17 protein-coding genes and 7 pseudogenes are annotated in these 24,105 nt (G+C 68.0%); 10 read left to right on the top strand and 14 right to left on the bottom strand.

Annotated elements, in window-relative coordinates:
* Positions 1 to 44: 44 nt before the first annotated feature.
* Both OG842_RS40290 and OG842_RS40285 read right to left on the bottom strand, forming a co-directional pair.
* Positions 45 to 863 carry an ABC transporter permease gene (locus tag OG842_RS40290; protein WP_328512646.1) on the bottom strand — a complete coding sequence of 273 codons (819 nt, stop codon included), beginning with the start codon at positions 861 to 863 and terminating at the stop codon, positions 45 to 47.
* Complete coding sequence (locus OG842_RS40285) at positions 860 to 1,831, bottom strand: ATP-binding cassette domain-containing protein (protein ID WP_328512645.1); 972 nt, start codon at positions 1,829 to 1,831, stop codon at positions 860 to 862. The genes OG842_RS40290 and OG842_RS40285 overlap by 4 nt, the downstream gene beginning before the upstream one ends.
* Before the next feature lie 254 nt (positions 1,832 to 2,085).
* Here OG842_RS40285 and OG842_RS40280 point away from each other — a divergent pair, with 254 nt between their 5' ends.
* Positions 2,086 to 2,766: a response regulator transcription factor gene (locus tag OG842_RS40280; RefSeq protein ID WP_328512644.1), complete on the top strand. Its 681-nt coding sequence runs from the start codon at positions 2,086 to 2,088 to the stop codon at positions 2,764 to 2,766.
* Positions 2,767 to 3,174: 408 nt separating this feature from the next.
* Here the strand turns inward: OG842_RS40280 and OG842_RS40275 are convergent, their stop codons facing one another.
* The 5 genes and pseudogenes from OG842_RS40275 to OG842_RS45440 all read right to left on the bottom strand — a co-directional run bounded on the left by OG842_RS40275 (position 3,175) and on the right by OG842_RS45440 (position 6,674).
* Positions 3,175 to 3,705, bottom strand: coding sequence for a GNAT family N-acetyltransferase (locus OG842_RS40275; protein ID WP_328512643.1), 531 nt, complete (start codon positions 3,703 to 3,705; stop codon positions 3,175 to 3,177).
* Positions 3,702 to 4,139: pseudogene (locus OG842_RS40270) on the bottom strand (transposase); the annotation flags it as partial. The pseudogene OG842_RS40270 and the gene OG842_RS40275, both read right to left, overlap by 4 nt.
* A gap of 352 nt (positions 4,140 to 4,491) precedes the next feature.
* On the bottom strand, positions 4,492 to 5,265 hold the full coding sequence (gene istB / locus OG842_RS40265) for an IS21-like element helper ATPase IstB (protein ID WP_328512642.1): 774 nt from the start codon (positions 5,263 to 5,265) through the stop codon (positions 4,492 to 4,494).
* A complete protein-coding gene (locus OG842_RS40260) occupies positions 5,262 to 6,227 on the bottom strand; it encodes a Mu transposase domain-containing protein (RefSeq protein ID WP_443064087.1) in 966 nt (321 codons plus the stop codon). Before OG842_RS40260 ends, istB begins: the two co-directional genes overlap by 4 nt.
* Positions 6,228 to 6,242: 15 nt before the next feature.
* Entirely contained in the window at positions 6,243 to 6,674 is a 432-nt protein-coding gene (locus OG842_RS45440; RefSeq protein ID WP_443064047.1) for a hypothetical protein, read from the bottom strand.
* 496 nt (positions 6,675 to 7,170) lie between these two features.
* Here OG842_RS45440 and OG842_RS40255 point away from each other — a divergent pair, with 496 nt between their 5' ends.
* Both OG842_RS40255 and OG842_RS40250 read left to right on the top strand, forming a co-directional pair.
* Positions 7,171 to 7,464, top strand: a complete 294-nt coding sequence (locus OG842_RS40255; RefSeq protein ID WP_328512641.1) for a hypothetical protein — start codon at positions 7,171 to 7,173, stop codon at positions 7,462 to 7,464.
* Positions 7,465 to 8,278: 814 nt separating this feature from the next.
* A complete protein-coding gene (locus tag OG842_RS40250; RefSeq protein ID WP_328512640.1) occupies positions 8,279 to 8,752 on the top strand; it encodes a hypothetical protein in 474 nt (157 codons plus the stop codon).
* A 141-nt stretch (positions 8,753 to 8,893) separates the two neighbouring features.
* Here the strand turns inward: OG842_RS40250 and OG842_RS40245 are convergent, their stop codons facing one another.
* The gene (locus tag OG842_RS40245; protein ID WP_443064046.1) at positions 8,894 to 9,409 is read right to left on the bottom strand and encodes a transposase; all 516 of its coding nucleotides are present in this window, start codon (positions 9,407 to 9,409) and stop codon (positions 8,894 to 8,896) included.
* A 122-nt stretch (positions 9,410 to 9,531) separates the two neighbouring features.
* Here OG842_RS40245 and OG842_RS40235 point away from each other — a divergent pair, with 122 nt between their 5' ends.
* A complete protein-coding gene (locus OG842_RS40235; RefSeq protein WP_328512639.1) occupies positions 9,532 to 10,611 on the top strand; it encodes a hypothetical protein in 1,080 nt (359 codons plus the stop codon).
* A gap of 344 nt (positions 10,612 to 10,955) precedes the next feature.
* Here OG842_RS40235 and OG842_RS40230 read toward each other — a convergent pair.
* From OG842_RS40230 to OG842_RS40215, 4 genes and pseudogenes are all read right to left on the bottom strand, one after another.
* Positions 10,956 to 11,444: pseudogene (locus OG842_RS40230) on the bottom strand (IS6 family transposase); the annotation flags it as partial.
* Between the two features lie 16 nt (positions 11,445 to 11,460).
* Entirely contained in the window at positions 11,461 to 12,657 is a 1,197-nt protein-coding gene (locus tag OG842_RS40225) for an IS110 family transposase (RefSeq protein WP_266726579.1), read from the bottom strand.
* Between the two features lie 226 nt (positions 12,658 to 12,883).
* Positions 12,884 to 13,105, bottom strand: a pseudogene (locus OG842_RS40220) (IS6 family transposase); the annotation flags it as partial.
* Between the two features lie 171 nt (positions 13,106 to 13,276).
* Positions 13,277 to 13,762: a hypothetical protein gene (locus OG842_RS40215; protein WP_328512638.1), complete on the bottom strand. Its 486-nt coding sequence runs from the start codon at positions 13,760 to 13,762 to the stop codon at positions 13,277 to 13,279.
* A gap of 138 nt (positions 13,763 to 13,900) precedes the next feature.
* Between OG842_RS40215 and OG842_RS40210 the strand changes: the two are divergent.
* Positions 13,901 to 14,212: pseudogene (locus OG842_RS40210) on the top strand (ATP-binding protein); the annotation flags it as partial.
* A 117-nt stretch (positions 14,213 to 14,329) separates the two neighbouring features.
* Positions 14,330 to 14,701 (top strand): hypothetical protein, encoded by a 372-nt coding sequence (locus tag OG842_RS40205; RefSeq protein ID WP_328512636.1) that lies wholly within the window; start codon positions 14,330 to 14,332, stop codon positions 14,699 to 14,701.
* Positions 14,702 to 14,703: 2 nt separating this feature from the next.
* On the opposite strand, the gene OG842_RS40200 is transcribed toward OG842_RS40205, so the two are convergent.
* Positions 14,704 to 15,924 (bottom strand): DUF6262 family protein, encoded by a 1,221-nt coding sequence (locus tag OG842_RS40200; RefSeq protein WP_328512635.1) that lies wholly within the window; start codon positions 15,922 to 15,924, stop codon positions 14,704 to 14,706.
* A gap of 55 nt (positions 15,925 to 15,979) precedes the next feature.
* Here OG842_RS40200 and OG842_RS40195 point away from each other — a divergent pair, with 55 nt between their 5' ends.
* From OG842_RS40195 to OG842_RS40180, 4 genes and pseudogenes are all read left to right on the top strand, one after another.
* The gene (locus tag OG842_RS40195) at positions 15,980 to 16,699 is read left to right on the top strand and encodes an IS6 family transposase (RefSeq protein ID WP_328512634.1); all 720 of its coding nucleotides are present in this window, start codon (positions 15,980 to 15,982) and stop codon (positions 16,697 to 16,699) included.
* 77 nt (positions 16,700 to 16,776) lie between these two features.
* Positions 16,777 to 16,887: pseudogene (locus tag OG842_RS40190) on the top strand (IS5/IS1182 family transposase); the annotation flags it as partial.
* Between the two features lie 602 nt (positions 16,888 to 17,489).
* On the top strand, positions 17,490 to 23,180 hold the full coding sequence (locus OG842_RS40185) for an FAD-binding protein (protein WP_328512633.1): 5,691 nt from the start codon (positions 17,490 to 17,492) through the stop codon (positions 23,178 to 23,180).
* A gap of 317 nt (positions 23,181 to 23,497) precedes the next feature.
* Positions 23,498 to 23,760 (top strand): annotated as a pseudogene (locus tag OG842_RS40180) (hypothetical protein); the annotation flags it as partial.
* Positions 23,761 to 23,780: 20 nt separating this feature from the next.
* Here OG842_RS40180 and OG842_RS40175 read toward each other — a convergent pair.
* Positions 23,781 to 24,065 (bottom strand): annotated as a pseudogene (locus tag OG842_RS40175) (helix-turn-helix domain-containing protein); the annotation flags it as partial.
* Positions 24,066 to 24,105: the final 40 nt, after the last annotated feature.

The raw sequence follows: 24,105 nt of genomic DNA, 5'->3' as shown, positions 1-24,105 counted from the left end.
AGAGTGGGCCGGGCGAGGGTTTCGGGCCGCCACCGGAGGCAGGGTCAGGCGTCTCGTCGACGTAGCACGTACAGGCCGATCAGGTGCGCGGTCGCGGCCCACGCCGCCACGATCAGGACCGCCGTCACCGGCGGGTACGGCGCCTCGGCCCCGAGACGCATGAAATGGTTCCCTGCACCATGCGGCAGACGATCGTTGACGTCCGAGAGCGTCGGGCCTCCCAGTCCCAGGATGATGCTCGGCAGTGCCCACAGGAGTGTGACAAGGATCGAGAGAGCGCCTGCCGGATGACGCGTGGCGAACGCCACCCCGACACTCAGCACAGCGACCAACGCCTCGTAGAGGCCCACCGCGAGGACCTGCAGAAGGCTCGGGCCGGCCGCGTAGGAGGCCCGCCCGTCGAACCCCACCCAGGCAACCGCCGTACCCACGACGGCGAACGTGGTGCCAGCGACGAACGCGACCACGGCCACCACCAGCGCCTTCGCGCCCTGGGCCCGATGCCGGCGGGGCACCGACAGCAGGGAAGCCCGCACGCTGCCCGTCGAGTACTCGGAGGTGACCGCGACCGTGGACAGGACGACGACGGTGAACTGGACGAGGACGGCGGAGGAGGCCGCCGCGCTCCCGACAGGCTGCATCGGATGCTCGTTGATGCGGGCGATCGAGGCGTAGTAGTAGGTGAAGACACCGGTGATCGCAAGGCCCGCCAGAAGACACAGATAGGGACCTCGGACGGACCACAGTTTGGTCCATTCGGCGGCGACGGCCCCGGCGAAACCTCCCGGTGCGCCCCGGCCAGGAGTGTCAGGGACGGCCCGCGGCAGGCCCGTCCGCCTGACGGGTGTCGTCGGGACGGTCACTGTCGTCCCCCTTCGTTCGGAGCCGCGGAGGCGGCGGTCATGCCCGCAGCACTGCTGCCCGTCGTGTACTCGACGCTGCGTGCGGTCAGTTCCATGTACGCCTGCTCCAGCGAGACCTGGACGTCGCTCAGCTGGTGCAACCGGACTCGGCAGTGATGGGCCAGGTCGCCGACCTCGGCCGCGGTGCGACCCTCGACGGTGAGTTCGCCGGTCCCGGAGGACTCGACGCTCACCGCGTCAGCCGCCATCAGACGCCGCACCAGCGTCGCTCTCTCCTCGGCGTCGGGCACCACGGCGCGCGCCGACGCGGGAGAGGCAGCAGCCAGGAACTCGGTCATGGAGGTGTCGCTCAGCAGCCGCCCGCGTCCGATGACGACGAGATGGTCGGCCGTCAGCTGCATCTCGCTCATCAGATGGCTGGAGAGAAACACGGTGCGTCCCTCCGCCGCCTGGTCCCGGACGAGCCCGCGAATCCACCGCACGCCGTCCGGGTCGAGGCCGTTGACCGGCTCATCCAGGACGAGCACCGGCGGATCGCCGAGCAGGGCACCCGCCACCCCGAGCCGCCCGCTCATTCCGAGCGAGTACGTGCCCGCAGGCCGACAGGCCGCCTTGGCCAGGCCCACCCGCTCCAGCACCTCGTCCACGCGGCGCAGCGAGATACCGTTCGACCGGGCCTGGGTGACCAGATGCGTGCGGCCGGAACGAGCCGGGTGGACGGCCCGGGCATCCAGCATCGCACCGACCGAGCACAGCGGCCTGCGCAGGTCCGCATAGGGGCGCCCGGCGATCAGGGCTCGCCCGCGCGTGGGATGGTCCAGGCCCAGAATCATGCGCATGGTGGTGGACTTCCCGGCCCCGTTGGGGCCGAGGAAGCCGGTCACGCGACCGGCCCGGACATCGAATGTCAGCTCGTCCACGGCAAGGGTGTCGCCGTAGCGTTTGGTCAGTCCTCGGAGGGTGATCACGGAATTCCTTCGTGTCGGTTACGGACCGCGGAGTACAGCTCGCGAAAGGTGACGGGGGCGCACATCGACGTGCGGTCGGCCCGGAGCGGCTGCCTCGTTTCCTGTACGGAAGCGACGCTAGAAGTCCGTGGCGCCCACTCCCATCGGTCGAACGGCAGCGGCGTCCTGACTTTCGTCAGGGGTGCCCTCCGTCCCCGGGCGGATCTGCGGCACTCGACGTCCGCGCGGTGGCGCACCGGCCGTAGGCTCGCCGCGTGGAAGAGACGACACCCAGCAGCCGCCAGGTCCGGGTCCTTGTGGCCGACGACGAGGCGATGGTCCGAGCCGGCGTGCTGGCCGTCCTGGCCAGGGATCCGCACGTCGAAGTGGTCGCCGAGGCGAGCAACGGGCACGAGGCCATCGCGCTCACTCGCCGGCACCGGCCGGACGTGGTCCTGTTGGACATCCAGATGCCCGGCATGGACGGGCTGACGGCGGTCGCGCGGCTCCACCGGGAGCTGGCCACGGTGGGTGTGATCATGCTGACCACCTTCGGCCAGGACGAGTACATCACCCGCGCCCTGGAGGAAGGCGCCGACGGCTTCCTGCTGAAGGCCGACGACCCGAGGGAACTCCTCAACGGCGTGCGGGCGGTGGGCGCCGGTGGCGCCTGCCTGTCCCCCAGAGTCGCCGGCCGCGTCATCACCGGGATGCGCGCCCACAGGGCGGCACACCCCCACCGCTCGCTGGAACGGCTCACGGAACGGGAGCGCCAGGTACTGGCCGGACTCGGGGCCGGGCAGTCCAACGCAGAGATCGCAAGCAGTCTGCACCTGGTCGAAGGCACGGTGAAGGCCCACGTCAGCGCAGTGCTCTCGAAGCTGGGCGCGCGCAACCGAGTAGAGGCGGCCATCGTCGCGTACGAGGCCGGCCTGGCGCCGTCACGCCGCGCCTGACCCTGTGTCAGCGTGCCCCACTGCCCATCCGTCTGAGCTGTTCAGTGCTTCCAGCGACTGCTCTGGCCGGACTGACGACGGGACAGGTTGAGCTGAGGAAGGCGCTGGAGACAGCGACGCAGAAACGGACCCCGTGATCAGCACGTCACGCCGTGCCCTCTACCGATCCGGAGGATGGGGGGAGCACCGCGGGGGCGATCGGTGCGCGGCCGCGTCGCATACCGCTAGAAGTCTGCCTCGCGGCCTTCCCCACAGCAGTGCCACCGCGACGACGCTTGCCAGGCAGGTAATCATCCCAGCCCAGCGCCGACGGCAGGCCGGTCGCGCCGGAGGTGTCCTTGGCGAGCAGTCCGGTGAGTCCGACGCTTGTGCCGAGCATGAACACCACGGTCAAGCGGGGAGCAATTGTCAAGAGTTGTGGATTGACTGAGATGCTGATGCGTTCTTACGTTCCAGCAGTGTGACCGTGACGCCGGGCGCGACTTGGCGCTCGCCGACTGGTATGAATCCGCGCTGACGATAGAGCGCGACCGCAGGCAGGTTGGCGGTTCCGGTGGAGACGACGGTCAGTTCCGCAGGCTCGATCGAGTCCAGAGCGTCGAGCAGTGCCGTTGCGACGCCGCGGCGATGCGCGACGGGATGGACCACGAGGCGGCAGATGTCCAGAGCACCATTCGACAAGCGGGTCCAGGCGACCGCTCCGACAAGTCTCAACTCGTCGCGAACCCCGAGGAAGGACTCGTCACACGCGCGCAACTGCTCAAGGGACTCGTGCAGGGGCGGGATGCCGTCGAAGCCGGTGAGCCGGGCTTCGACCGCGTAGGAGGCCCGCTGAAGGTCCCACAGATGACGCAGGGTGTCGGGATCGGACAGGTCGAGCCGGACCGGTTCAGCAAAGGGCCGGTGGGATTCGGTGGCGGCGTGGCGTTGGCCGGTCATGCTGCGATCCTCTCAGAACGCTCGACCAGGACGCCGTTCTCGAACTTCGCGCCGGAGCGGACCAGGGCGACCAGGTGGGCTCCGGTGACCGCGCGCCAGCGTTCCTGGGCGGACTCGACGAGCTTGAACACCATCGCCAGGGCGGCGGCCGGGCTGCCGGCACCGCGGGTGACCTTGGTCCGCAGCCGGACGGTGGCGAACGTGGACTCGATCGGGTTCGTGGTCCGCAGATGGATCCAGTGCTCGGCCGGGAAGTCGTAGAACGCCAGCAGTTCGTCCAGGTCGCTGGTGATCTTCTCCGCGGCCTTGGGCCACTTCGCCCCGTAGTCCTTCGCGAACTGCTTCGCCGCCTGTTCGGCGTGGGCCCGGTCTTCGGTGTTGTAGATCTCCTGCAGGGCCTTCTTTGCTCCCTGTCGGCGTACTCGTGAGAGTGCTCCACCAGGTACGGAGATCTGTGCACCAGTCTTGCCTACCTGGTCCAGCCCAAAGCCGTTCCGAGGCCGAGTACGCTCCCTTGGAGTGGAGGGGGTGTCATGGAATCGCTCGGGACGTTGTTCATGGCCGCAGCCTGGGGTGTTCCGCTGGTGAGCTTGCTGGGCGGGGTGATCGCCATTGCTGCCGTCACACGTTGGCGCCGCCGGACGATCAGCGCTCTGGAGAGGGCCGATGAAGAGCACGGCGTCTGATCGGTTGGAGGCTGCGGGGCCAGGGTGGCCGATGACGAGGGCGTCCGAGATGCCCAGTTCGGCATCTTGGCAGGTCAAGGCCGGTCCGGTGGCGGGATCTTCAGGCTGAGTCGTCTCGCTCTCGTTCGATCGCGGCAAGTCGGTTCTTGAGGCGGTAGCTTGGGCCGTTGATTGAGATGACTCCGCAGTGGTGGAGGAGCCGGTCGAGGATGGCCGTGGCCAAGACCTCGTCGCCGAACACCTGTCCCCATTCGCTGAAGGTCTTGTCCGAGGTCAGGATGATCGAGCCCTTTTCGTAGCGCTTAGAGATCACCTGGAAGACCAAGTTCGCCTCGGCGCGAGCGAGGGGCTGGTAGCCGACCTCGTCCAGAACAAGGACGGCTGGCCGCAGGTAGCTGCCGAGTTTGCTGGTCAGGCGCCCTGCGGATTCGGCGGCGGTGAGGTTGCGGACCATGTCGTCGAGGCTGGTGAAGTAGATCGAGTAGCCGGCCCGGCAGGCCGCGACCGCGAGAGCGACGGCGATGTGTGTCTTGCCCACCCCCGGCGGCCCGAGCAGGGCAGCGTTGGCCTTGGCCTCGACGAACGAGAGGGTGGCAAGGTCCTTGACCTTGCGGGGGTCGAGCTCGGGCTGGAACGAGAAATCATAATCATCGAGCGTTTTGTGATGCGGCAGCTTCGACAGCCGCAGGCCCTGGCGGAAGCGGCGGTCGTCCCGGACGGCGAGTTCTTCGGACAAAACCAGGTCGATGAAGTCGAGGTAGCCCATCTTGGCCTCATCGGCCCGCTGCGCGTACTGGGTCAGAGCCTCGGCCAGGTGGGGCAGGCCCAGCTTGCCGGCCGTGTTGCGGATGCGGGTGGAGACCAGCTCGCTCAAGACGATTCCTTCGTGCTTGGGTGGGTGGTGAAGGGGCGGGTGCCGGTCAGCTCGTCATAGACCGACAACGGCCGTCGGCCGACCTCGACCTGGGTGGCCGCCGCCCGGTTCAGCAAGGCCAACAGCGATCCCGCCTCCGACCCGCGGTTCTGCTGGCGGGGTGCGGGCAAGTCTCCGCCCGCCGTGACGCGGCGGCCGGCTCCGGTGGGCAGACCATCCCAGTGCCGCTCGTCCACGACCCTGGCACCGCGGCCAACTGCCCGCGGGTGGGTGGCCAGCAGGGTCTCTCCCTGGCGGTCGGGTGTGGTGGCATGGAGGGTGACCTGGGACTTCGTGGCCCTGACCTCGACCAGCTGCCACGGGCGGATCCGTAGAGCTGGCACCGAGTAGAGGTTCGCTTCGAAAGCGACGAGGCAGTCCTTGCCGACGTAGCGGAGATGCCGCTGGGCGACCACATATGGAGTAGCCGGCAGTGGGCGGAGAGCCATGTGATCACGGACCGCTCGCAGACCGATGACCTCGCCGTGGGTGCCGTGGACCTTGGCCCGCCGCAGCGGAACCCAGGCAGTGAACGCGGAGTCCAGTTCCTCGGTGGAGGAGAAGGCGCGTCCGGCCAGGACGTGGTCGCGGACGATCAGGACCTGGCGCTCGACCCGGCCCTTTCCAGTGGGCCTGTATGCGGCCAGGACATCGGGATCGAAGTCGTAGTGACCGGCGAATGCGACCGCCTCCGGATGCAGAGGAACGGCCTCACCAGGGGCGACATGCCGACGGACCACGGTCTTGGTCCGGTCGTAGACGATCGACATCGGGACACCGCCGAAGTGGGCAAACGCCTGACGGTGGCAGTCGAAGAACGTGGCCAGGTCCTGGCTGGTGGTGAAGCAGCAGAACGGGTCCCGCGAGTAGGACAGCGTCATGTGGAACGAGTAGACCTTCGGGGTCCCGACATGGGCGAGGATCTTGCCCTCGTCACCTCAGTCCACCTGGGCCTGAGCTCCGGGCACCACCTCGAACCGGCGGTGCAGCCCGGCCAGCTCACGCGGGCTGATGCCCAGTTCCTCCGCGACCCGCGGCCTGGCCTCCTGCAAGTACATCTTCACGCGCTGGTAGTTGCCGGTGAACCCGTACTCCGCCACCAGCCGCTCGTGGATCACCGCCCCCTTGAGCAGGATCTCCGCCCGCAGCATCGCATCGATCAGCGGCGCGACCTCGTCCACCACCCGCTGACGCGGCTGACCGTTCGCCGCCCTCTTCGGCGGCGCAACCGGCACCTCACCCGACAGGTACTTGGCGACCGTGCGACGGTTCAGCCCGGTCTCCTTCGCGATCTCCCGCAGGCTCATCGCACCGGACTCGTACAGCCCGCGAAACCGCCTCAGCTCCAGCCACCGATGCGGATCTAACACCACTGCAAGCCGCCCTCCGCCGATCCTCAACCGACGACAGCAGGCTCCCGGCCACGGCCTTTCAACGCATCAAGAATGGTGCACTCTCATCCGTACGTGGTGGTGCACGTTCACTTGTACGCCGACACCCAACGAAACAGGCCGCCGACTTCGTCGACGGCCCATCAAGAAAGATCGAGGCTAGTCGGCTCGGTCTTCGGTGGGCTGCTTGGCGAGCCAGATGCGGTAAGCCTCCTCGCCGACGATGCGCCAGAAGTTAGCCCAGCACTCCTCTTGGGTGGGCTGGCGTGAGGTACCCGGGGAACGGTCGTGCGTCAACATGACATTGACCTTTCCCCGGGTGCTGCTATGTTGGCCAGCGGCCATTAGGGTGATCGAATTACATTTCGAAAATATCCCGCAGAGAGGCAAGATATGAGGCGCGGAAGCACTCCGCCACTATGGCGTCGACCTGCTCGACTGGCACCGCGGCCGGCTCTCCTCCCGCCGACTCGCGGTGCTCGTCCAGCACCTGCCACGCGACAGCGCCCTCGTCCGCGGGACCCACGGCGAGGCCGCCGAATGGTCGGTGACCGACCACCTCCTGGCAAACGCCGTCGACCACCTCACGGTGGCGAACTGGATGTTCGCCACCGTCAACCGCGACGAGGACTCCGAAGCCCTCGACTATCCGGAACCGACCCCCCGGCCCGGCACCACCTCGGACGCCGATTCCACCGCCCCGCAAGACACCATCGTCACGGAGAACGGCATGCCCACACCGGCAGAACTCAGCGCCTTCTTCTCCTGACCGCCCGACGCCCCCGTCTCCGTTGCGGGCGGAACCCAGTCCGGCACCGCCCGCGCTCAGCCCGTGGGCGTCCGCTTCTGCCAACGCGTCACAGCACGGCGAATGCGGCGGCCCGTGCGCCACTTGGTGAATGCGGACCAGTCCCTTGTCTTCACGATGACGAAATTGTCCGGGTCACCGGGCTCCGATCCGAGCGTGTCCACAGCACCGAGGTGGACCAGAGGTTTGACGGACGGCCCGGTTCCGATGAAGACCCAAAAGACTGGATACCTGGCGGCCCTCCGTACCGTTCGTATGAAGTCAGCGCCATCGTGCGGCGGGCCGGTCAGAATCACCATGGCCAGTGTGTGGCCGCTGAGCCCGCTGGAAGACTTGGCGATCCTGTTCAGTACGGGCGCCAGATCATCCGTACCGGAGAAGAGCCGACCGTCTCCCCTCAATCGCGCGAGGCCGTTGTCCTTCTCCTCCCCTCTCGACAACTCATGGAATGTTTCGAGGGTCAGCCATTCATTCGCCCAATTTCCTGCCTTCCCAGCCTCTGGGACAGGTATACCCACCGGCCTATTGGTGAACATCCATACACCCACATTAGGCCCACCAAAATATCGCTCGGATAATTCAATAGCGAAACATGCCGCCCCCTTCTCCACAGCAGGAATCCCCGCCGTCGTACCGAAGGCTGATATTCCGATCGCAACGTTCACAACGCACCCCGCCCCTGATCGCCTGACCGAAATTCGCTCCGAGTCTTCCATCTGACGGCGTCGTGCGCAATGGGCCACGATGAAGTCCCGCACCTGAAAGCGAGCCCGCCATGGCCGGCACCGGAAAGCCAGGACCCGATTCACCGCATGCCTGGGATTGGGACACCCCAGATTTCGCTCGCCTGTACTTCAGGAAGGAAGAAGCGAACACTCTGGTGATGAAGGTCGCAGCCCTGGACCATACAACGGACCTCATGAAGGTCGCATTGGCCGGCGTGGCCACGGGACTGACCGTGATCAAGGCAGACTTCTCCCTCTTCAAGGTCGACGAGAAGGGGTTCTCCATCCTGGGAAATCCTCGCTACGCCTTCCCTTGGGCAGAAGAGGGGGACAACTGGTTCTGGAAGAAAGCCGTAGGAAAGAAGAAGATCCAGGAACTGAAGGAACTGGAAGAAGATGCGCTGAAAGAGAAGGAGGAGCACAAGGAGCTGAAGAAGAAACCGGAAGAGCTCCGGAAATACATGGACAAGACTTTCTACAGGATGTCGCGTGCGGGCGGACTGAACCTGGATCCACCGGCTTGATTTCGGAGTGATCGTTTCGGGGTTGTCCTGGCGGTCGGCGAGATGATCTGGCCGTTCGGGCAGGGAGTACCCGCTGGTCTGTCCAGCTCTTCCACGTGTTCGGCGGTCTCGGGCCCTTGCGGGCGGGGTGGCCAGGGCTTCTCAGGTGGTGGGTGGTGGCGCGTGCACCAGGTCGAAGAGGTGGTTGAAGTCGTTGGCCCAGGGCCAGTGTTCGGGCAGGTGGAGGATGAGGCGCCGGGCCGAACGGGCCAGGCGGGCCGGCACGTTGATCAGGTGGTCGCGGATCGTTGCGGTGCTGGCCTTGGCGTGGAAGGCGGACGCCAGGGCGCCGGCGGCGCGGGTCAGATTGTGCGCGAGAGCGGCCAGCGCGAACCAGGCGGCGTTCGCCTGGAAGTGCCCGGAGGGGGCGTGGGCGAACGGGCCGTTCTTCAAGTCCGCGATCACCTGTGCCACGACAGCGTGCCGCCTGTGATCACGTTCGGCATCGATGCGGGAGAGGACCAGGTCGGTCATCTCGGTGACCGGCCCTCGCCAGCGCACCGGCGGGACCGGCTTGCGCAGGGCGGCGGGGTAGCTGGCCGGGTCGTAGTCGTTGGCGAGCCGGTAGACGTGGAATCTGTGCTCGCTCGGTGTCCGTGAGGATCTGGGGCAACGCATTCCAGGGGCTCGATTCAGCTAACTCGCCTTGCTTCTCAGTAAGTTGACTTACAGGAGGCCACCTCCGGTCTTAGCATGTACACAGCTGACTCATGGGGGAAACGATGGATCCAACGGAGCTCGTGTCACAGACCGTGCGAGTATTAACAGAGTTTGCCGGGGGCGCAGCCACCGCGGCGGCCACCGGAGTCGGGCAGGCCGTCTCCGACCTCGTACGGCAGCGGCTCAGCGGTACGCCATCGGGACAGGCGGCCTTGGCAGCTGTGGACGCGCAGCCTGATGACCCGGCTGCCGTCGCAGGGCTGCACAACGAGCTCAACGCCGGGGTCACGGCCGACCAGGACTTTGCCGACGCGTTGACTGCGGCCCTTGCTCCGGTCCTTGCCGGGCCGCCGCCCGAGGAGCCGCCCATGCAGACCATCAAGAACAGTGTGGTGATCGACGGTGGGTCGCGGGTGCGCGGCAACACCATTTCGCTCGGGCCGGTGACCTTCAACAACACTCCTGCGGGACGCACCACCTTCGGTGCGATCTGCGTCGCGCTGGCGACCTTGGTGGCGCTCTTGGTCTACGGCAGTATCCAAGCCCTGGACGGTGACTCTCCAGGCTCCCAGGCCAGAGGCGGGTCGGAGCCGGGGCAGGGCCAACAGAAGACCGGGACCGACAGCAACGAAACGGGCAACGACACAGCAGGCATCGGCAATGCGGACCGTGCGATGCCACTCGCCGATGAAGAGGCCGTCCGCAACGTACTGCCGGACGCGAAAAGCCTGCCGTCGGGCTGGACCGAGAGCTCAGCACCCACCGCAGACGTCTCCTCGCAGGATGACGGCTCCACCTTCGAAGGCGAGGCCGAGTATCTGGGGCGCTACAGCATGGAGACCCAGTTCCTGGTTCGCTCCTACCCGGACGAGGACACGGCACAGACGGCCTTCGACGCGATGACCTCCAAGGCGCGGAAAGAAGGAGCGAGTTCACTGACCATGGCGCAGATCGGGGACCAGGTCGCAGCATTCTCGATCTCGACGAGCCAGGGAGACGCCTACGTCACCCACACCACCCGCAGCACCGTGGTCCGCACCGGAACGGTCCTCACCAGCGTCGTCGGCAACGACAACGAGAGCCGCAGCTACAGCAGCGCAGACCTCGAAAGCCTCACCCGACTCCTCTCCGACCGCGCCCGAGCGGCCCAGACGGGCTGACAACCCAGCCCACCCTGAGACCGACCCGTTCAGAAGCCATCTGGTGGTGTTACTGCTCCGACATGGCGGAGGCGGAGTGGCAGATCCGGCCGGGTTTTCAGAGCTTCAAGATCATCTCATGGTCCCTTTTGGCCTACCAGTTCTGGCGTCCTCCCCGGCCGGCCCGTACCGGCCAGCCGGGCGCCACGGAGTACAACGACCGTTCCCGGTCCCGGTGCCGGGCGGCCAACGCCCCACCGCTGTTACCTGGCGCCGTTCGTCATGGGGGGCGTTGTCACGTTGTTGGGTGTGCGGGTGTCTGACGGTGTGTCGAGGTGTGGTGGGGCCGGGTGCCGGCCCTGGGCTCAGGCGGCGGCAGGCCGGCCGGTGACGCCGGTGATCTGCTCCCAGATGGTGAAGCGGACGGTCATTTCGGCGGGGTGTTGGGTGCCGGTCATCAGGTGGCGGCGGGGCCGGAAGTGGGGTGAGATGCCGCTGAACGCGGACAGGAAACGCTGCGCGGCGCCCACGCTGCGGAAGCCTTTCATCGCCCGTTCGCGTTGCCGGGTGGGCTGATGACTGTTCTCGGCCCGGTTGTTCAGGCCCTTGTGGGAACGGTGCTCGACGGAGGGCATGACCTCGCGGTGGGCCGCGCCGTAGGAGCGGAGCTTGTCCGTGACGATCACCCGCGGCACCCCGCCCGTCTTGGTCAGCAGCGTGCGGAAGAAGCGCCTGGCCGCAGCCATGTCCCGGCGGCTCTGCACCAGGATGTCCAGCACGTTGCCGTCCTGGTCGACAGCCCGCCACAGGTACTTCTGCTCACCGTTGATCTTGATGAAGACCTCGTCCAGATGCTTCCCAATGCCGATGTCAAGCCGCCGTCGTCACTGAGGGTATGACCTGGTAGCACCGTCGGTCACGGATCAGAGCCCACAGGACGTTGACGCGACGGCGTGCGAGCGCGAGGACGGCCTGGACGTGCCGTTTCCCCTCGGCGCGCTTGCGGTCGTAAAACTTCCGTGAGTTGGGGTCTCGTTGGACGCTGACCAGCGCGGAGATGTAGAAGACGCGCTGCAGGCGACGGTGGTATCTCGTCGGTCGGTGGTCGTTACCGCTGACCTGGCCGGAGTCGCGTGGGGCGGGGACCACGCCGGCGAAGGCCGCGAGCCGGTCGGCCGTGGGGAAGGCGTCCAGGCTGCCGCCGACGGCGACGAGGAACTCGGCACCGAGGATCGTGCCGATGCCGGGCATGGACTGGATCACGTCGGCCAGTTCGTGTTCGCGAAACCGGCCCTCGATGAGTTTGTCGGTCTCGGTGATCTTCTCGTTGAGGACCATCACCTCCTTGGCGAGGGTGTGCACCATCTTCGCGATGGCCTTCTCACCCACGACGGCGGTGTGCTGGCGCTCGGCGGCCTCAACCACCTTCTCGGCGAGGGCAGCAGCGTTGCAGACCTTGCGGTTGCGCAGCCAGGCGGTCAGCCGCCGACTGCCCGCGCGGCGGATCGCTGCCGGTGTCTGGTAACCGGTTAGCAGCACCAGCGGGCCGACGTTACCCAGGTCGAGGGCCCGTTCCAGGGCCGGAAACATGCTGTTCAGCAGGGCCTTGAGCCGGTTGGTGGTGCGGGTGCGGTCGGCGACCAGATCGACGCGGTGGTCGGTCAGCAGCCGCAGCTCGAGCGTGGCTTCGTCGCCGGGGCGGATCGGCTGGAGGTCGCGGCGCATCCGGGCCTGGTCGGCGATCACGCGGGCGTCACGGGCGTCCGTCTTGCCCTGGCCGCGGTAGCTGTCGGTGGCCCGGTTGACCGCGATACCGGGGATGTAGACGAGCTCCTGGCCATGGTTGACCAGAAGGGCGATCAGCAGGCCGGGCTCGCCGCCGGTCATGTCAAGCGCCCAGGTCGTCTTGCCGCCGTCGGCGAGGTCCAGGACGTCACCGATCAGCTTCAGCAGTTCCGGCTCGTCGTTGGCCACCCGACGCGACAGCAGCGTGTCGCCCTCGCTGTCCAGGACCAGGCAGTGGTGGTGGGTCTTGCCGCAGTCGGTTCCCGCCCATATCCGGCTCATCGTGCTCCATTCGGTCGTACATGCCTTGCGTACCACGGACGACCTCGCCGGCATTGCTCTACACAGCGACTTGTTCGCACTTCCCAATCGGCGGCCGAGTCGTCGTGGGGAGCCAGGCGGCCAAGCACCTGAAGCCACGAACGGCAGCCACTTGTCAGCCACACCCAGCTCCCCTGGGTGTCCTCACCCTACGAACGGGAGGACCAACCCGTTCAAGAAGGTAGAGCCACTTGTCGCCGGGCTGGGGCCGCCGGCGGCGCAGTCCGTTGGCGTACTGCTGACCGAACTTCAGGCACCAGCGGCGGACCGTCTCGTACGAGACGATCACGCCGCGTTCCAGCATCAGCTCCTCGACCTCACGGAAACTGAGCGGGAACCGGAAGTACAGCCACACGCAGTGCGAGATCACCTCGACCGGATACCGGTGCCCCTTGTACGACGGCGACATGCCCTCCACGGACGACCCCCTCCACCGTGATCAGCCCGAGGATCCTCCCACCCTGTCAGCCAACGTGACAGCGCCCCAGCGGTCCCCTGGCCCACCAGGTCGAGCACGACGACGCCGGAACCGACCAGGCCCGGAGAACAGCACAGCCTGCAACCGGGCACCTCGGCCTGGTCAGGATTCGGATCCATCGGCTGATGCCCCGCCGGCACCGGCCGACCGGCCCGCCACAGCCACCTCTTCCTCACGCAATCCCCACGACGGGGGGCCACCGGGCCCGGCCAGCACCTCCAACGTGAAGGGCGCGTAGTCGTTGAGGCTGTCGCGCACCGTGAACCCGGCCGACACCAGAATCGCGGTGATCGCCGCAAGCATCGCCTCCAGCACGACCTGTTGATGGGCGAGCGCCGGATCGTCCAGGAGGTTGTGTCTGGCTGCACGCATCACACAGCTCTGCAGCCGTGGGCTGGAACTCCAGGCCACGGAAACCCCGCCGGCGTCGTCGTCGAACGGGTCGACGGTCACCTCAACGCCTTGTGACAGCACCCGATTCAGCCCTGATGCCACGACCGGCAAGCCGGCGGCCACCAGTTCGTCCCGCACCCGGGCCGCGATGCGCTCACGCTCGGCCACAACCTCAGCACCCGCCTTCTCCAGCATCCCGGCACCCTAGCCGAGGGCTGTCCGCACCGATCAGGAAGACCCCTGCCCATGACCGACACCAGCAGCACCCTTTCCCTCCCGCGTCCTCGAGCCCAAGCCCCGGCCTCCGCGGTCGCCGCGACCTCCGGCGCCGCTCTGGACGAGGCGATCGCGCTGACGCGCAAGCTCAAACTCCCGCACATCCGACGCGCCCTGAGCGAGATCGTCCCGGTCGCCAAAGCCCAGCGCTGGGACCCCGCCGAGATCGTCCGGGCCCTGCTCGCGGAGGAAGCCGCCGGGCGCGATGCCTCCAACCTGCGCACCCGCCGCCAACGCGCGGCGTTCCCCACCGGCAAGACCTTCCACATCTGGAACGAGGACGCCTCCTCCATCCCGGTCCCCACCCAGTCGGCGCTACGGACCCTGGAGTGGGTCGGCCGCCGGGAGAACCTCTGCGTCGTCGGCCCGCCTGTTATCCCCGGTTTCGTTTCTGTTTCTGGCTGACATTCCAGATCAGGTCGCTTCTGCGATCGATGGAGTGTGAGAAGCGGTCCCGTGCCTGGGCGGTAGTGATAGACAGTCGCTGTGGCGACGTTCATGGTGATGGTCGTTGGAGACGCGGGTGGGTGGCAGGTCGATCGTGACGCTCTGACCGCGGCGATCCGAGCCGGGTGGGCTGGTGTGGAGATCGATGCGACACCTCGCAGCGAGGCACGGAGTTATTGCTGGTCTTTCGAGGTGCAAGACGGCGCTGGCGAGGCATATCTGCATCAAGACGGGACGTGTCTGTACTTGGATGTCCCGGAGGCTGACGCTGTGAGGTTGGCGGCGGTATTCCGCAGGCTCGCTCCGGCGGGCTTTGACCTGGTGTATTGCGACGAGGGCTACAACTTCGACGTCCGGCTGCGCTCCGGGAGCACGGATGCCGAGCTCATCGGCCTGATGACCGCTGGGTGAGGTCAGCAGGGTCCGATGACTCGGGCTTGTGGCGGTGGGGTGTCTCCGCCGCGGCGAGCGAGTTCGCGGCGGAGGTCGAGATTCTCGCCGTGTGCCTGCTCCAGGGCATCCCGCAGTGCCTGTGATTCTTCTCGGTGCTGCTTCTTGAGGCGGGTGATCTGGCCGGTCAGCGCGAGGACGAGGGTGCTCTGCTCGTCGGCCGGAGCGGCCGGTGCGGGGGCGGGACGGGCTTGGGCCCGGAGTCGTTCGATGCGTCCTCGCAGGTCGGGGTGGTTATAGAGGAAGGCGTGGGAGACGCCGGCCTCGCGCTGGACGGCCTGGAAGGTGATCGGCTCACCGCGTTTGACCAGGGTGCGGATCGCCTTCTCTGCCGCGGCGGTCTTGGCCTGGGACTTGGCCTTCGCGGCGGTGGAAAGTGTCTGGGTGCGCTTGGCGCGAGCGTCGTCGGTCATGGGCGGGTCCTTCGGTGACGGTCGAGGTCGAGGCGGGACAGGGCCGGTGGGGGCTGCGCCGCAGCCGGCGCCCTGGACGGCGCGTCCGGGCTTGGAGCGGATGGTGTCCAGGAGCTTGGTGAGGGCCGCGCGCTCGGCCGGCCGTTGCAGTAGCCAGACGTTGTCCTCGGGCATCGGGCGGCCGTGCCGTTCCTGGAATGCGGTGGTGCTGCGGTTGAACAGGGCCTCGGTCTCGGCCAACTGCCGTTCCAGAGCACTCTGATGAGAGGCGTCGGTGACGAAGACCGAGCAGGTCAGGCAGGCGTTTCCCTTGTCGCAGGTCTGCAGTGGCGGCAGTAGGCACCAGCCGTGGGGCAGGAACCGGTCGGCCCGGTTGAACAGGTGGAGGCTGTCGTGGTCGTCGCGGGAGAAGGCGACCTGGGTGCCGTCCGCGCGGAGTTTCGCGGTGGCCAGGAACGCCTGCTCGGCGTGTTCCTGGCGGGCAGCGACGTAGTGCATCGTCATCGACGGGGTCGCGTGCCCGGCATAGCGCATCAGCACGTGGACGGGCAGGCCGAGTTCGGCGAGCCGGGTCAGCTTGGTGTGACGGAAGCGGTGGGTGTGGCTGAGCCCGACGGGCTTGCCCTTGCTGTCGGTGATCTTCACGATCTTGCTGAACTCGCGGAGCATCCAGCTGTAGGTGCCCGACGGGTAGGGCTTGTCGCCCTGCCGGTTCCCGGTGCGCTGCAGGAACAGGTGGCGCGGGATGATGCCGGGGAAGGGGACTGTCACGTTGGCTGACCAAGTGGGATGATCTTCTGGTTGGTCATGCGGGGAGGGGTCGTCCGTGGACAGTACGCCGCCGTCGTACAAGGGGCACCGGTACCCGGCCGAGATCATCTCCCACTGCGTGTGGCTGTACCACCGCTTCCCGCTGTCGTTCCGCGAGGTCGAAGAGCTCATGCTCCAGCGCGGCGTCCTCGTCTCCCACGAGACCGTGCGCCGTTGGTGCGCCAAGTTCGGCCAGGCCTACGCCGACGGACTGCGCCGCCGACGGCCCCGGCCTGGCGACAAGTGGCATCTCGACGAAGTGTTCGTCAAGATCAACGGTGTGCGGCAGTATCTGTGGCGGGCCGTCGACCAGGACGGCAACGTCCTGGACATCCTGGTCCAGTCGAGGCGGAACGCAAAGGCCGCCAAGCGGTTCCTGACCAAGCTCATGAAGAAGCAGCAGCGGGTGCCCAGAGTCATGGTCACCGACAAGCTCCGCTCCTACGGCACCGCCCACCGGGAGCTGATGCCCTCGGTCGAGCACCGTTCCCACAAGGGCCTGAACAACCGGGCGGAGAACAGCCACCAGCCGACCCGGCAACGCGAACGCGCCATGAAAGGCTTCCTCAGCGTCGGCGCAGCCCAGCGGTTCCTGGCCGCGTTCAGCGGCATCTCACCGCACTTCCGACCCCGCCGCCACCTGATGACCGCTCCCGGCTACCGAGCCGAGATGACCATCCGCTTCGCCATCTGGGACCAGGTCACCGGCGCTGCCGGCCAGCCCGCCGCAGCCTGAGCACCGGCCCGAAACCCGACCCCCGCCACGCCCCGACGCACCATCAGGCACTCACACACCCAACAACGTGACAGCTCCTCATCGACGCCTTCTTCGACCTCGCCGACGCCATCATCACCATCCGTAGTCTGATCCGCCGGGTCTGGACCACCCACCGCTGGGATACACGCCCCCACCACCGACCATGACACCCGCCTATTCGTGCGGGGTCTTACACAGGAGTACGCCGACAGTCGGCGCCGTACAAGTGATCGTGCATCACCTCGTACGGAGGAGAGTGCACCAAAGTTGATGCGGTGACGGGTGGGTGCCGCAAGTCTGCTGTGGTCGGCTTCGGGGTGGCGGAGGGGCGACTGACGATGGCTTTGGACCCGCATCGGCGGCTGGAGTTGAGGCCGTTCGAGGTCTGTCGAGTGCGGTGCGATGAGCCTGCGGGAGATATCGAAGGAGGCCGGGCCGGGCCGCCGTACGTTCACGACGTTGGTGGGCGAGGCACCGGTCGCGCCGCCGAAGAGAACGTCGGAGCACCGGGCCGCCGGCAAGCACCAGCGGGTCACGATCCGCCTCCAGGAAGCCCGGCCCAGGAGCGCCGCGGAGCCCGGTATCGGTCCGTATGAACCGGCGGGCCCGCACCGCCGGTTCGGCGTGGCCCCCTGCTCGGAGCCAGCCGCATCCCGGCCGCCTCCCTACGGATGAGCTCGCGGAACGAGGTCGGTCACCAGCCCCTCGAACGCGGCCCGTCCCGCCGCTGTCCAGCCGCACACGAACTTCCACCAAGGGCGAGCGAACCATGAACCAACCGACCACCTGCAACCGGCAGTGGGACCGGGCAGAACGCCGTGCACGCGCCTGGGCCGACCGCATGGGACTGCTCACGACCCCGGACGAGAAGCGGCGTCTGGAGAGGATGGGGCAGGGAAGGATGGCCGGCTTCGTCGCTCCCCGAGCGGACCCGGCCGAACTCGAACTCCTGGCACAGTGGGGTGCCTTCATCGCGCTGGTCGACGACAGCCTCGACCGTGGACCGGGCAACGGCAGTCCCTCGCACGTACGGGCCCTCATGGACTCCCTGGTCTCCGTGGTGGACGGGTCGGCCACCACATCTGATCTGTCCATCCCCGCGGTGCGGGCGATCGTGAACCTGTGGAACCGCTCGACACCGGCCACCAGCCCGCAATGGGCAAGGCGGTTCGCCGCCCGCTACCGCGACTTTGCCGACGCCACCTGTGAAGAATCCCTGCTGCGCACCAGGCGCACTCCCCTTGCGCTGTCCCGCTACGTGGAGATGCGCCGGCACACCATCACGGTGCTGCCGATGCTCGCTTTGGTGGAGCGCGGGTTGTCCGGCGAGGAGAGCGACCTGGAGAGTCTGCGCGAGGCCACCGCGGATCTCGTCGCGTGGACCAACGACCTGGCATCGGCGGGACGGGAATCCGCTGAAGGAACGGACAACCTCGTCTCGATCCTCGCGCGTGAACGCCGGTGCACCCACCACGAGGCTGCCGCGATCGCCCGCACGATGATCAGCGAACGCATGGACGCCTTCGACGCGGCAGCGGCAACCGCGCTCGCTCAAGGACCGCACAGTGCAGGTCTGAGCGTACGAGTCGATCGGATCCGCTCCTTCCTCGACGGGGCCCTGGCCTGGCAGGGAGAAACGCGACGCAACGACCCCGAGGCAGCAGGCCCCGACGCCGCCCGGCTGGCAGAGCCAGAGCGGGCCGGCAACAATCCTCCGCCCTTTGGTCCGGCCACCGGATCGCCCGGCCCCTGGCAGGCACCGACAGACGTGCCGAGGAGCATCGACCGCCTCACCCGGCATCTGTCGTTGGCCGTCTCGCCCGGAGGAGCGGTGACCGACCGGTGTGCCAGCCGGGTATTGGAATCGGCACTGTTCCTCGCCCTCCTGCGCGCCGCACGGACACACGAGCCCCAGCAGGAACAGCTGACCTTGTTTCTGCGCTCACGTCGGGTGGGCGCGGATCCCGTCGACGCCCTTTTGATCGATGCCTGTCTCCACCCCGCCGAAACAGCGGGACGGGCAGGCCAGGCTGTCGTGGAGCTCGCCGGACAGCTGAACCGCGGAACCGGTGGGCGCGGCCGGTTCAAGGCCGCCATGATGCGGGCAGTGCTTCACCTGCTGTGCGACGCCCTCATGACGGACGACGACCTCCTGCCGTCGATGCCGCCGGACCGGATCACGACGTACACCGATGTCAATCTCCTCGCCATCCGGGTGATCTGCGCCCGGGCGACCGGCCACCCGCACATGGTGACCGGAGCCGAACGCAACCGGCTGGTCGACTCGCTGGACACCGGCCGCAACCGGCTGTTCTGGGAGGCCGGCGCCACCACCCACCTGCTCGCCCTGCACGCCGTTCGCGGCTTCCGCCCCGGCCACCCGGTGGTGGACGACGGCATTCTGAGGATGACGCTGGCTCAGAACCGCGACGGAGGGCTGCCGTTTCTCGACAGCCAGGACCTCTGGCTCGCAGCCGTCGCCGGACTGGCCTTCCTTGCCGATGACCGGCTGCGCCCGCTCACGGGCCGGATGGGCGAGTTCGTCGCCTCCTGGCAGGCGCCCGACGGTGGCTGGCCGTTCGCCAGCGCCATGTCCCAGACAGACCTCGACACCACCACCCGCTGCATGGAGTTCCTCGAGGCCAGTGCCCCCGAGCGCTACGCCTCCCACCTGCGACGGGCCACCCGATACCTGGAAGCCATGGCCGGGCCGGACGGCGGCTTCCCAACCTGGGTCAGCAGCGATGCGCCCGACCTGGACATGACCGCCGGGGCCCTCCTCGCACTCGCCCCCACCGGGCGGCACCACGCATTGCTCACCAGGTCCGCCGGGTTCGTCCTCGACGCCCAGCGACCTGACGGAACCTTCGAGCGCAGCTGGACGATCAGCGAGTCCAGCGGGATCCTCCGCACGCTCAACGCCCTGCACGCGGTGCCGCAGCCTTCCGCTTCCCTCGCCGCCCGGATCGCCGAGGCGACCGCGCGAGCAGTGTCACACCTGACTGCCGTGCAGAACGCCGACGGAGGCTGGGGCCGGCAGAACAACGACTCCAGCGACGTGCTGTCCACGGCACAGGCCGTGCCCGTCCTGGCCCGCCACGGCAACCACGCGTGCGCCCGCCGTGGCATCAGCTACCTCCTGGCCCACCAGGACTCCGACGGCGGATTCACCTCCGTACCCGACCAGACGGGCCCCCGCCCGCTGCCGTTCGACTTTCCGGTCCTGGCCTCCCTCCACACCCTGCCGGCCCTCCTCACCTCCGCCTCGCTCACCCAGGACCCGGCCACCCCGTCGCCGTGCTCCGCGACCCACCGAAGAATCCGGTCCAGCAGCCGAACCCCGAGCACCGTGGACTGGTCGGCCCTCGACGTCAGGATGAGCGGAACACTGCTGGAGCCTCACGACGCCGGCTACGAGCAGGCACGGCTCGTGGTCAACCAGCGCTACGACGACGTGCACCCGCAAGCCGTGGCCTACCCGGCCACCGCCGAGGACGTTGCCGCGTGCGTGACCTTCGCGCGAGAGCGCGGCGTGCAACTGACGATCCGCTCCGGCGGCCACAGCTACGCGGGGTACTCCACCGGTCCCGGCCTCGTGGTCCACCTGCGCGAACTGAACTCGATCACGGTGGGCGACGGCCGGGTCAGGCTGGGTGCGGGAACGCTGGGGATGGCGGCCCACACGGCACTGGCCGCATCCGGAGCGGGCCTGCCGCTGGGGCGCTGCCCCTCCATCGGGGTGGCCGGAGCGACCCTGGGTGGCGGCCTGAGCGCCTTCACCCGGTCCTGGGGCCTGGCCATCGACCACCTCACGGGTGTGGACATCGTCACCGCGGACGGACAACTCCGCAGCGTCAACGCTCATTCCCTGGGTGCCGACCGCGATCTCCACTGGGCCATGCTGGGCGGTGGCGGAGGCAACTTCGGCGTGGTCACCGCACTGGACTACACCACCGTCGACATCAGCGACATGGCCTTCACCCGCATCGTCATGCGCTGGCCCATGAAGGACATGTCCGCCCTCATCCAAGGCTGGACAGCCTGGAACGCCGACCCGAACCTGCCGCGCGAACTGTGCACCGCCATCGAACAGCTCAGCGACAGAGGCGCACCCTCCGAACTCGTTGTCACCGGAACCTTCATCGGCACCCCCCGCCAAGTCCAGCCGCTCCTCGACAGCCTGGTCACCGCCGTCGGCAGGCCCGAGAGCGACCGCGTCACCCACCCCGTCAGCTACGTCCAGGCGGCGGCCGAACCGGAGCGCTGGGGCGGGGGAACCATCGGGCCCCGCGTTGCCTTCGCAGCCAAGTCGCAGATCGTCCGCCGGCCCATGACCCCGGTGGCAGCCGACGACATGGTCGCCGCGGTCAACCGGCTCCACCGGCTCAACGGCGTCACCGGAGCCGGAGGGCTGCTCATCGACTCCATGGGCGGGGCGGTCAACGACGTGGCACCGGACGCCACCGCCTTCCCCCACCGGTCGGCCGTCGGTGTCGTCCAATACCACTCCTACTGGCACGAGTTCACCCCGCAGCCCCACATCGAACAGCGCATGCAGTGGCTCCGCGACATCCACACCACCATGCACCCCCACCTGGGCACCGGCGGCTACGTGAACGGCATGGACCCCGAACTCGACGACTGGGAAACCGCCTATCACGGCGACAACCACCCCCGCCTGCAACGCGTCAAGGCCGCAGTGGACCCGGACCAGTTCTTCACCCAGCCCCAGGCCATCACCCCCGTCAAGACACCTTCCACCGGTACGGTCACGACGCACACCGGATCACGCCCCACCGTCCGGGCCCACGGGCACCGCTCCGACGCGGAGCTCACCCGGCTGGCACGAAGGCTTCACGGGCGGCTCCTGCGCCCGGGGGACCCGGACTACGACAAAGCCCGGGTGCTGCACAACCAGCGCTACGACATCGTCATGCCCGCAGCCATCGCCCGCATCGCAGACGAGGACGACGCCGCGGCGTGCCTGGCCTACGCCGCCGAGACCGGCACAGCGACCGCTGTCCGCGCGGGTGGCCACAACTACGCAGGCTTCTCCACCACCCCAGGGCTGGTGATCGATGTCGCCGCCCTGAACAGCATCACCGTCTCACGCGACAGGGTGCGCCTGGGCGCCGGTGTCAGCAGCACGAGCGCCGGACAGACCCTCGCACGCTCCAACCTGGCGATTGCAGCAGGACGGTGGGGATCGGTCGGGGTCGCCGGCTTGACCCTCGGTGGCGGCAAGAGTGCCTTCTCCCGCGCTTGGGGACTTTCCTGCGACCGGCTCACCGGAGCGACCATCGTCACCCCGGACGGACGCACACGCCACCTCACCTGCGCGCCCGAGGATCCCGACCGCGAACTGTTCTGGGCCCTGCGTGGCGCAGGCGGAGGCAACTTCGGCGTCGTCACGGCCCTGGACTTCCAACCGGTCGACATCACCGGCCGGTCGTTCGCGCACTTCCAGATCCAGTGGGCGCACGCCGACATGGCGAGCGCGCTGTGCGGATGGCAGCACTGGATCACCGACCCCCGTACACCGCGCGAGGTCTCCTGCGATGTACGGATCCTGCTCGATGGCAGCGGGCCCTCCCAACCCATCGTGCACGGCGCCTGGATCGGCGGCACCGCCTCGCTTCTCCGCGTGATCGACCGCCTGATCGCAGCCGTTGGACGCCCGCCGAAACGGATCAACATCACACCCGGCAGCTACGTCGAGTCCGCCATGGTCACCGACCACCCCCTGCGCGACAGCGCGACGCACTCCGAATCCGCCTGGCCCGCCCCTGCCTTCACAGATCCGGGGGCCTGCAACGACTCGGGTGACACCCCCGGCGGCGATGACCGGATGGCCTGGGCCGGGAAGTCGCACATCGTGCGTGCACCCATGACCGAAGCCGCCACCGCCATCCTGATCGCAGGCATCAACGACCTCCACGGGCTCGGCGCCACCGGCGGCTTCTACCTCGACTCCCTGGGAGGCGCCGTGGCCGACATCACCAGCAGCGCGACGGCGTTTCCACACCGAAACGCCCTGGCAGTCCTTCAATACATCACCACATGGCCCCGGACATGCCCGCCCTCCGACTCCGCCGCCCGGCTGGATTCGATGCGAAACACCCACGCCGCCATGCAGATGCACCTGGGCCCCGGGGCCTACGTCAACGACACCGACCCCGAACTCCTGGGCTGGGAACACGCCTATTACGCCGACAACTACCCCCGCCTGCAAAGGGTCAAGGCGACCTACGACCCCGGCCAGGTGCTCGACTTTCCCCAGGCCGTCCGAGTCCCCTCCCTGCCAGCCTTCCCCACCCTGCCGGCCTTCCCCACTCAGCCACAGGACACAGCCGGCACCCGCTCCACGGACGGACCCCACAGCCAACCAGCAGCCCCGATGCGTACCTCCACTCCGTGGCCAACCGGCAGGGGCGAGCCCGTCCCGCCACCATGGAAGTGACGCGATGGTCCCCCACCTCCCCTCCCTCGCGGACGGCATGGCCGTCACAGCAGCGAACCTCGGCCCCTTCGCCATTACGCTCAACGCACCGGAGATCATTCGACATGACCGCACGGTGGGACAGCCTCGGCGAGGTCGTCCCGGCCCAGGCCCAGCAGACCTCTCGGCCGGGAGAGCGGCGGTCATATGCCACGCGGCATCCTCAGAAGCTGTTGTCTTTCCGGACCTGAGGGCTGCGTTTCCGCTGGTCGGGCGTAGCGCGGTAGGTCCTGTGGGAGTAGCGGCCTGTCGTTGAGTCGTTTCCCGGGAGGTTGCGGATGCCGTCGGTGGTTGGGCTGTTAGAACAGCGTGAGCTGGGTGCTCGCCGCCGCGTGGACGGGCTACGGGAGGATGCTGACCGTATCCAGGCCGAGTTGGCCGTGGCCGAGCGGGAATGGGAGTGGTTCACCGCCCGCTCGCGGGTCGGTGAGGTGCTGGCCCCGGCGGGCGAGACCGGGCAGGACCACGCCCGGGCCGACCTGACCGCAACGGCTGCCGAGGAGCACCCGGAAAGACCGCGCAGGCGCCGGAGGCGGCGAAGGTGAACGGGTACCACGGCGGTCAACGCGCGATGCCCACCGACCAGCGCCTCGAACTCCCCAGCAAGGTCACAGCGCCGCTTGGCGTCCGTGGCCCGGCCGAGCGGCGACCGCGCAGTGCTGCGCTGCTCACCGCAGTGACAGGTAGCGACGGAGCCCCAGACCTTGCCGTGGGTGCGCAGCCACGTGTCAGCACGGTCAATCTGGCCAGATAAAGGCACTCGAGGCGCTCGAGGGTGGACATGATGCGGGAGGTGGTGGAGGAGCCGAGTCCGGTGAGTTGGGCGACGTCCGAGACGCGTACGGTCCGACGGGCTCGGCCGGCGGCCGGGGCGAAGAGAGGTCGC

Origin of the sequence: Streptomyces sp. NBC_00376, assembly GCF_036077095.1 — a bacterium.
In the GTDB taxonomy this organism is placed as follows: domain Bacteria; phylum Actinomycetota; class Actinomycetes; order Streptomycetales; family Streptomycetaceae; genus Streptomyces.
The sequence above is the reverse complement of the archived record's forward strand: the minus strand, read 5'-3'. Positions and strand labels throughout refer to the sequence as shown.

What these genes read in the sequence shown, in the direction of transcription:
- OG842_RS40245 (WP_443064046.1), bottom strand. Translation starts at nt 9,409, where the DNA reads ATGCGTTGCCCCAGATCCTCACGGACACCGAGCGAGCACAGATTCCAC.
- OG842_RS40185 (WP_328512633.1), top strand. Translation starts at nt 17,490, where the DNA reads ATGAACCAACCGACCACCTGCAACCGGCAGTGGGACCGGGCAGAACGC.
- OG842_RS40215 (WP_328512638.1), bottom strand. Translation starts at nt 13,762, where the DNA reads ATGCTGGAGAAGGCGGGTGCTGAGGTTGTGGCCGAGCGTGAGCGCATC.
- OG842_RS40275 (WP_328512643.1), bottom strand. Translation starts at nt 3,705, where the DNA reads ATGACCGGCCAACGCCACGCCGCCACCGAATCCCACCGGCCCTTTGCT.
- OG842_RS40250 (WP_328512640.1), top strand. Translation starts at nt 8,279, where the DNA reads ATGGCCGGCACCGGAAAGCCAGGACCCGATTCACCGCATGCCTGGGAT.
- OG842_RS40225 (WP_266726579.1), bottom strand. Translation starts at nt 12,657, where the DNA reads ATGAGCCGGATATGGGCGGGAACCGACTGCGGCAAGACCCACCACCAC.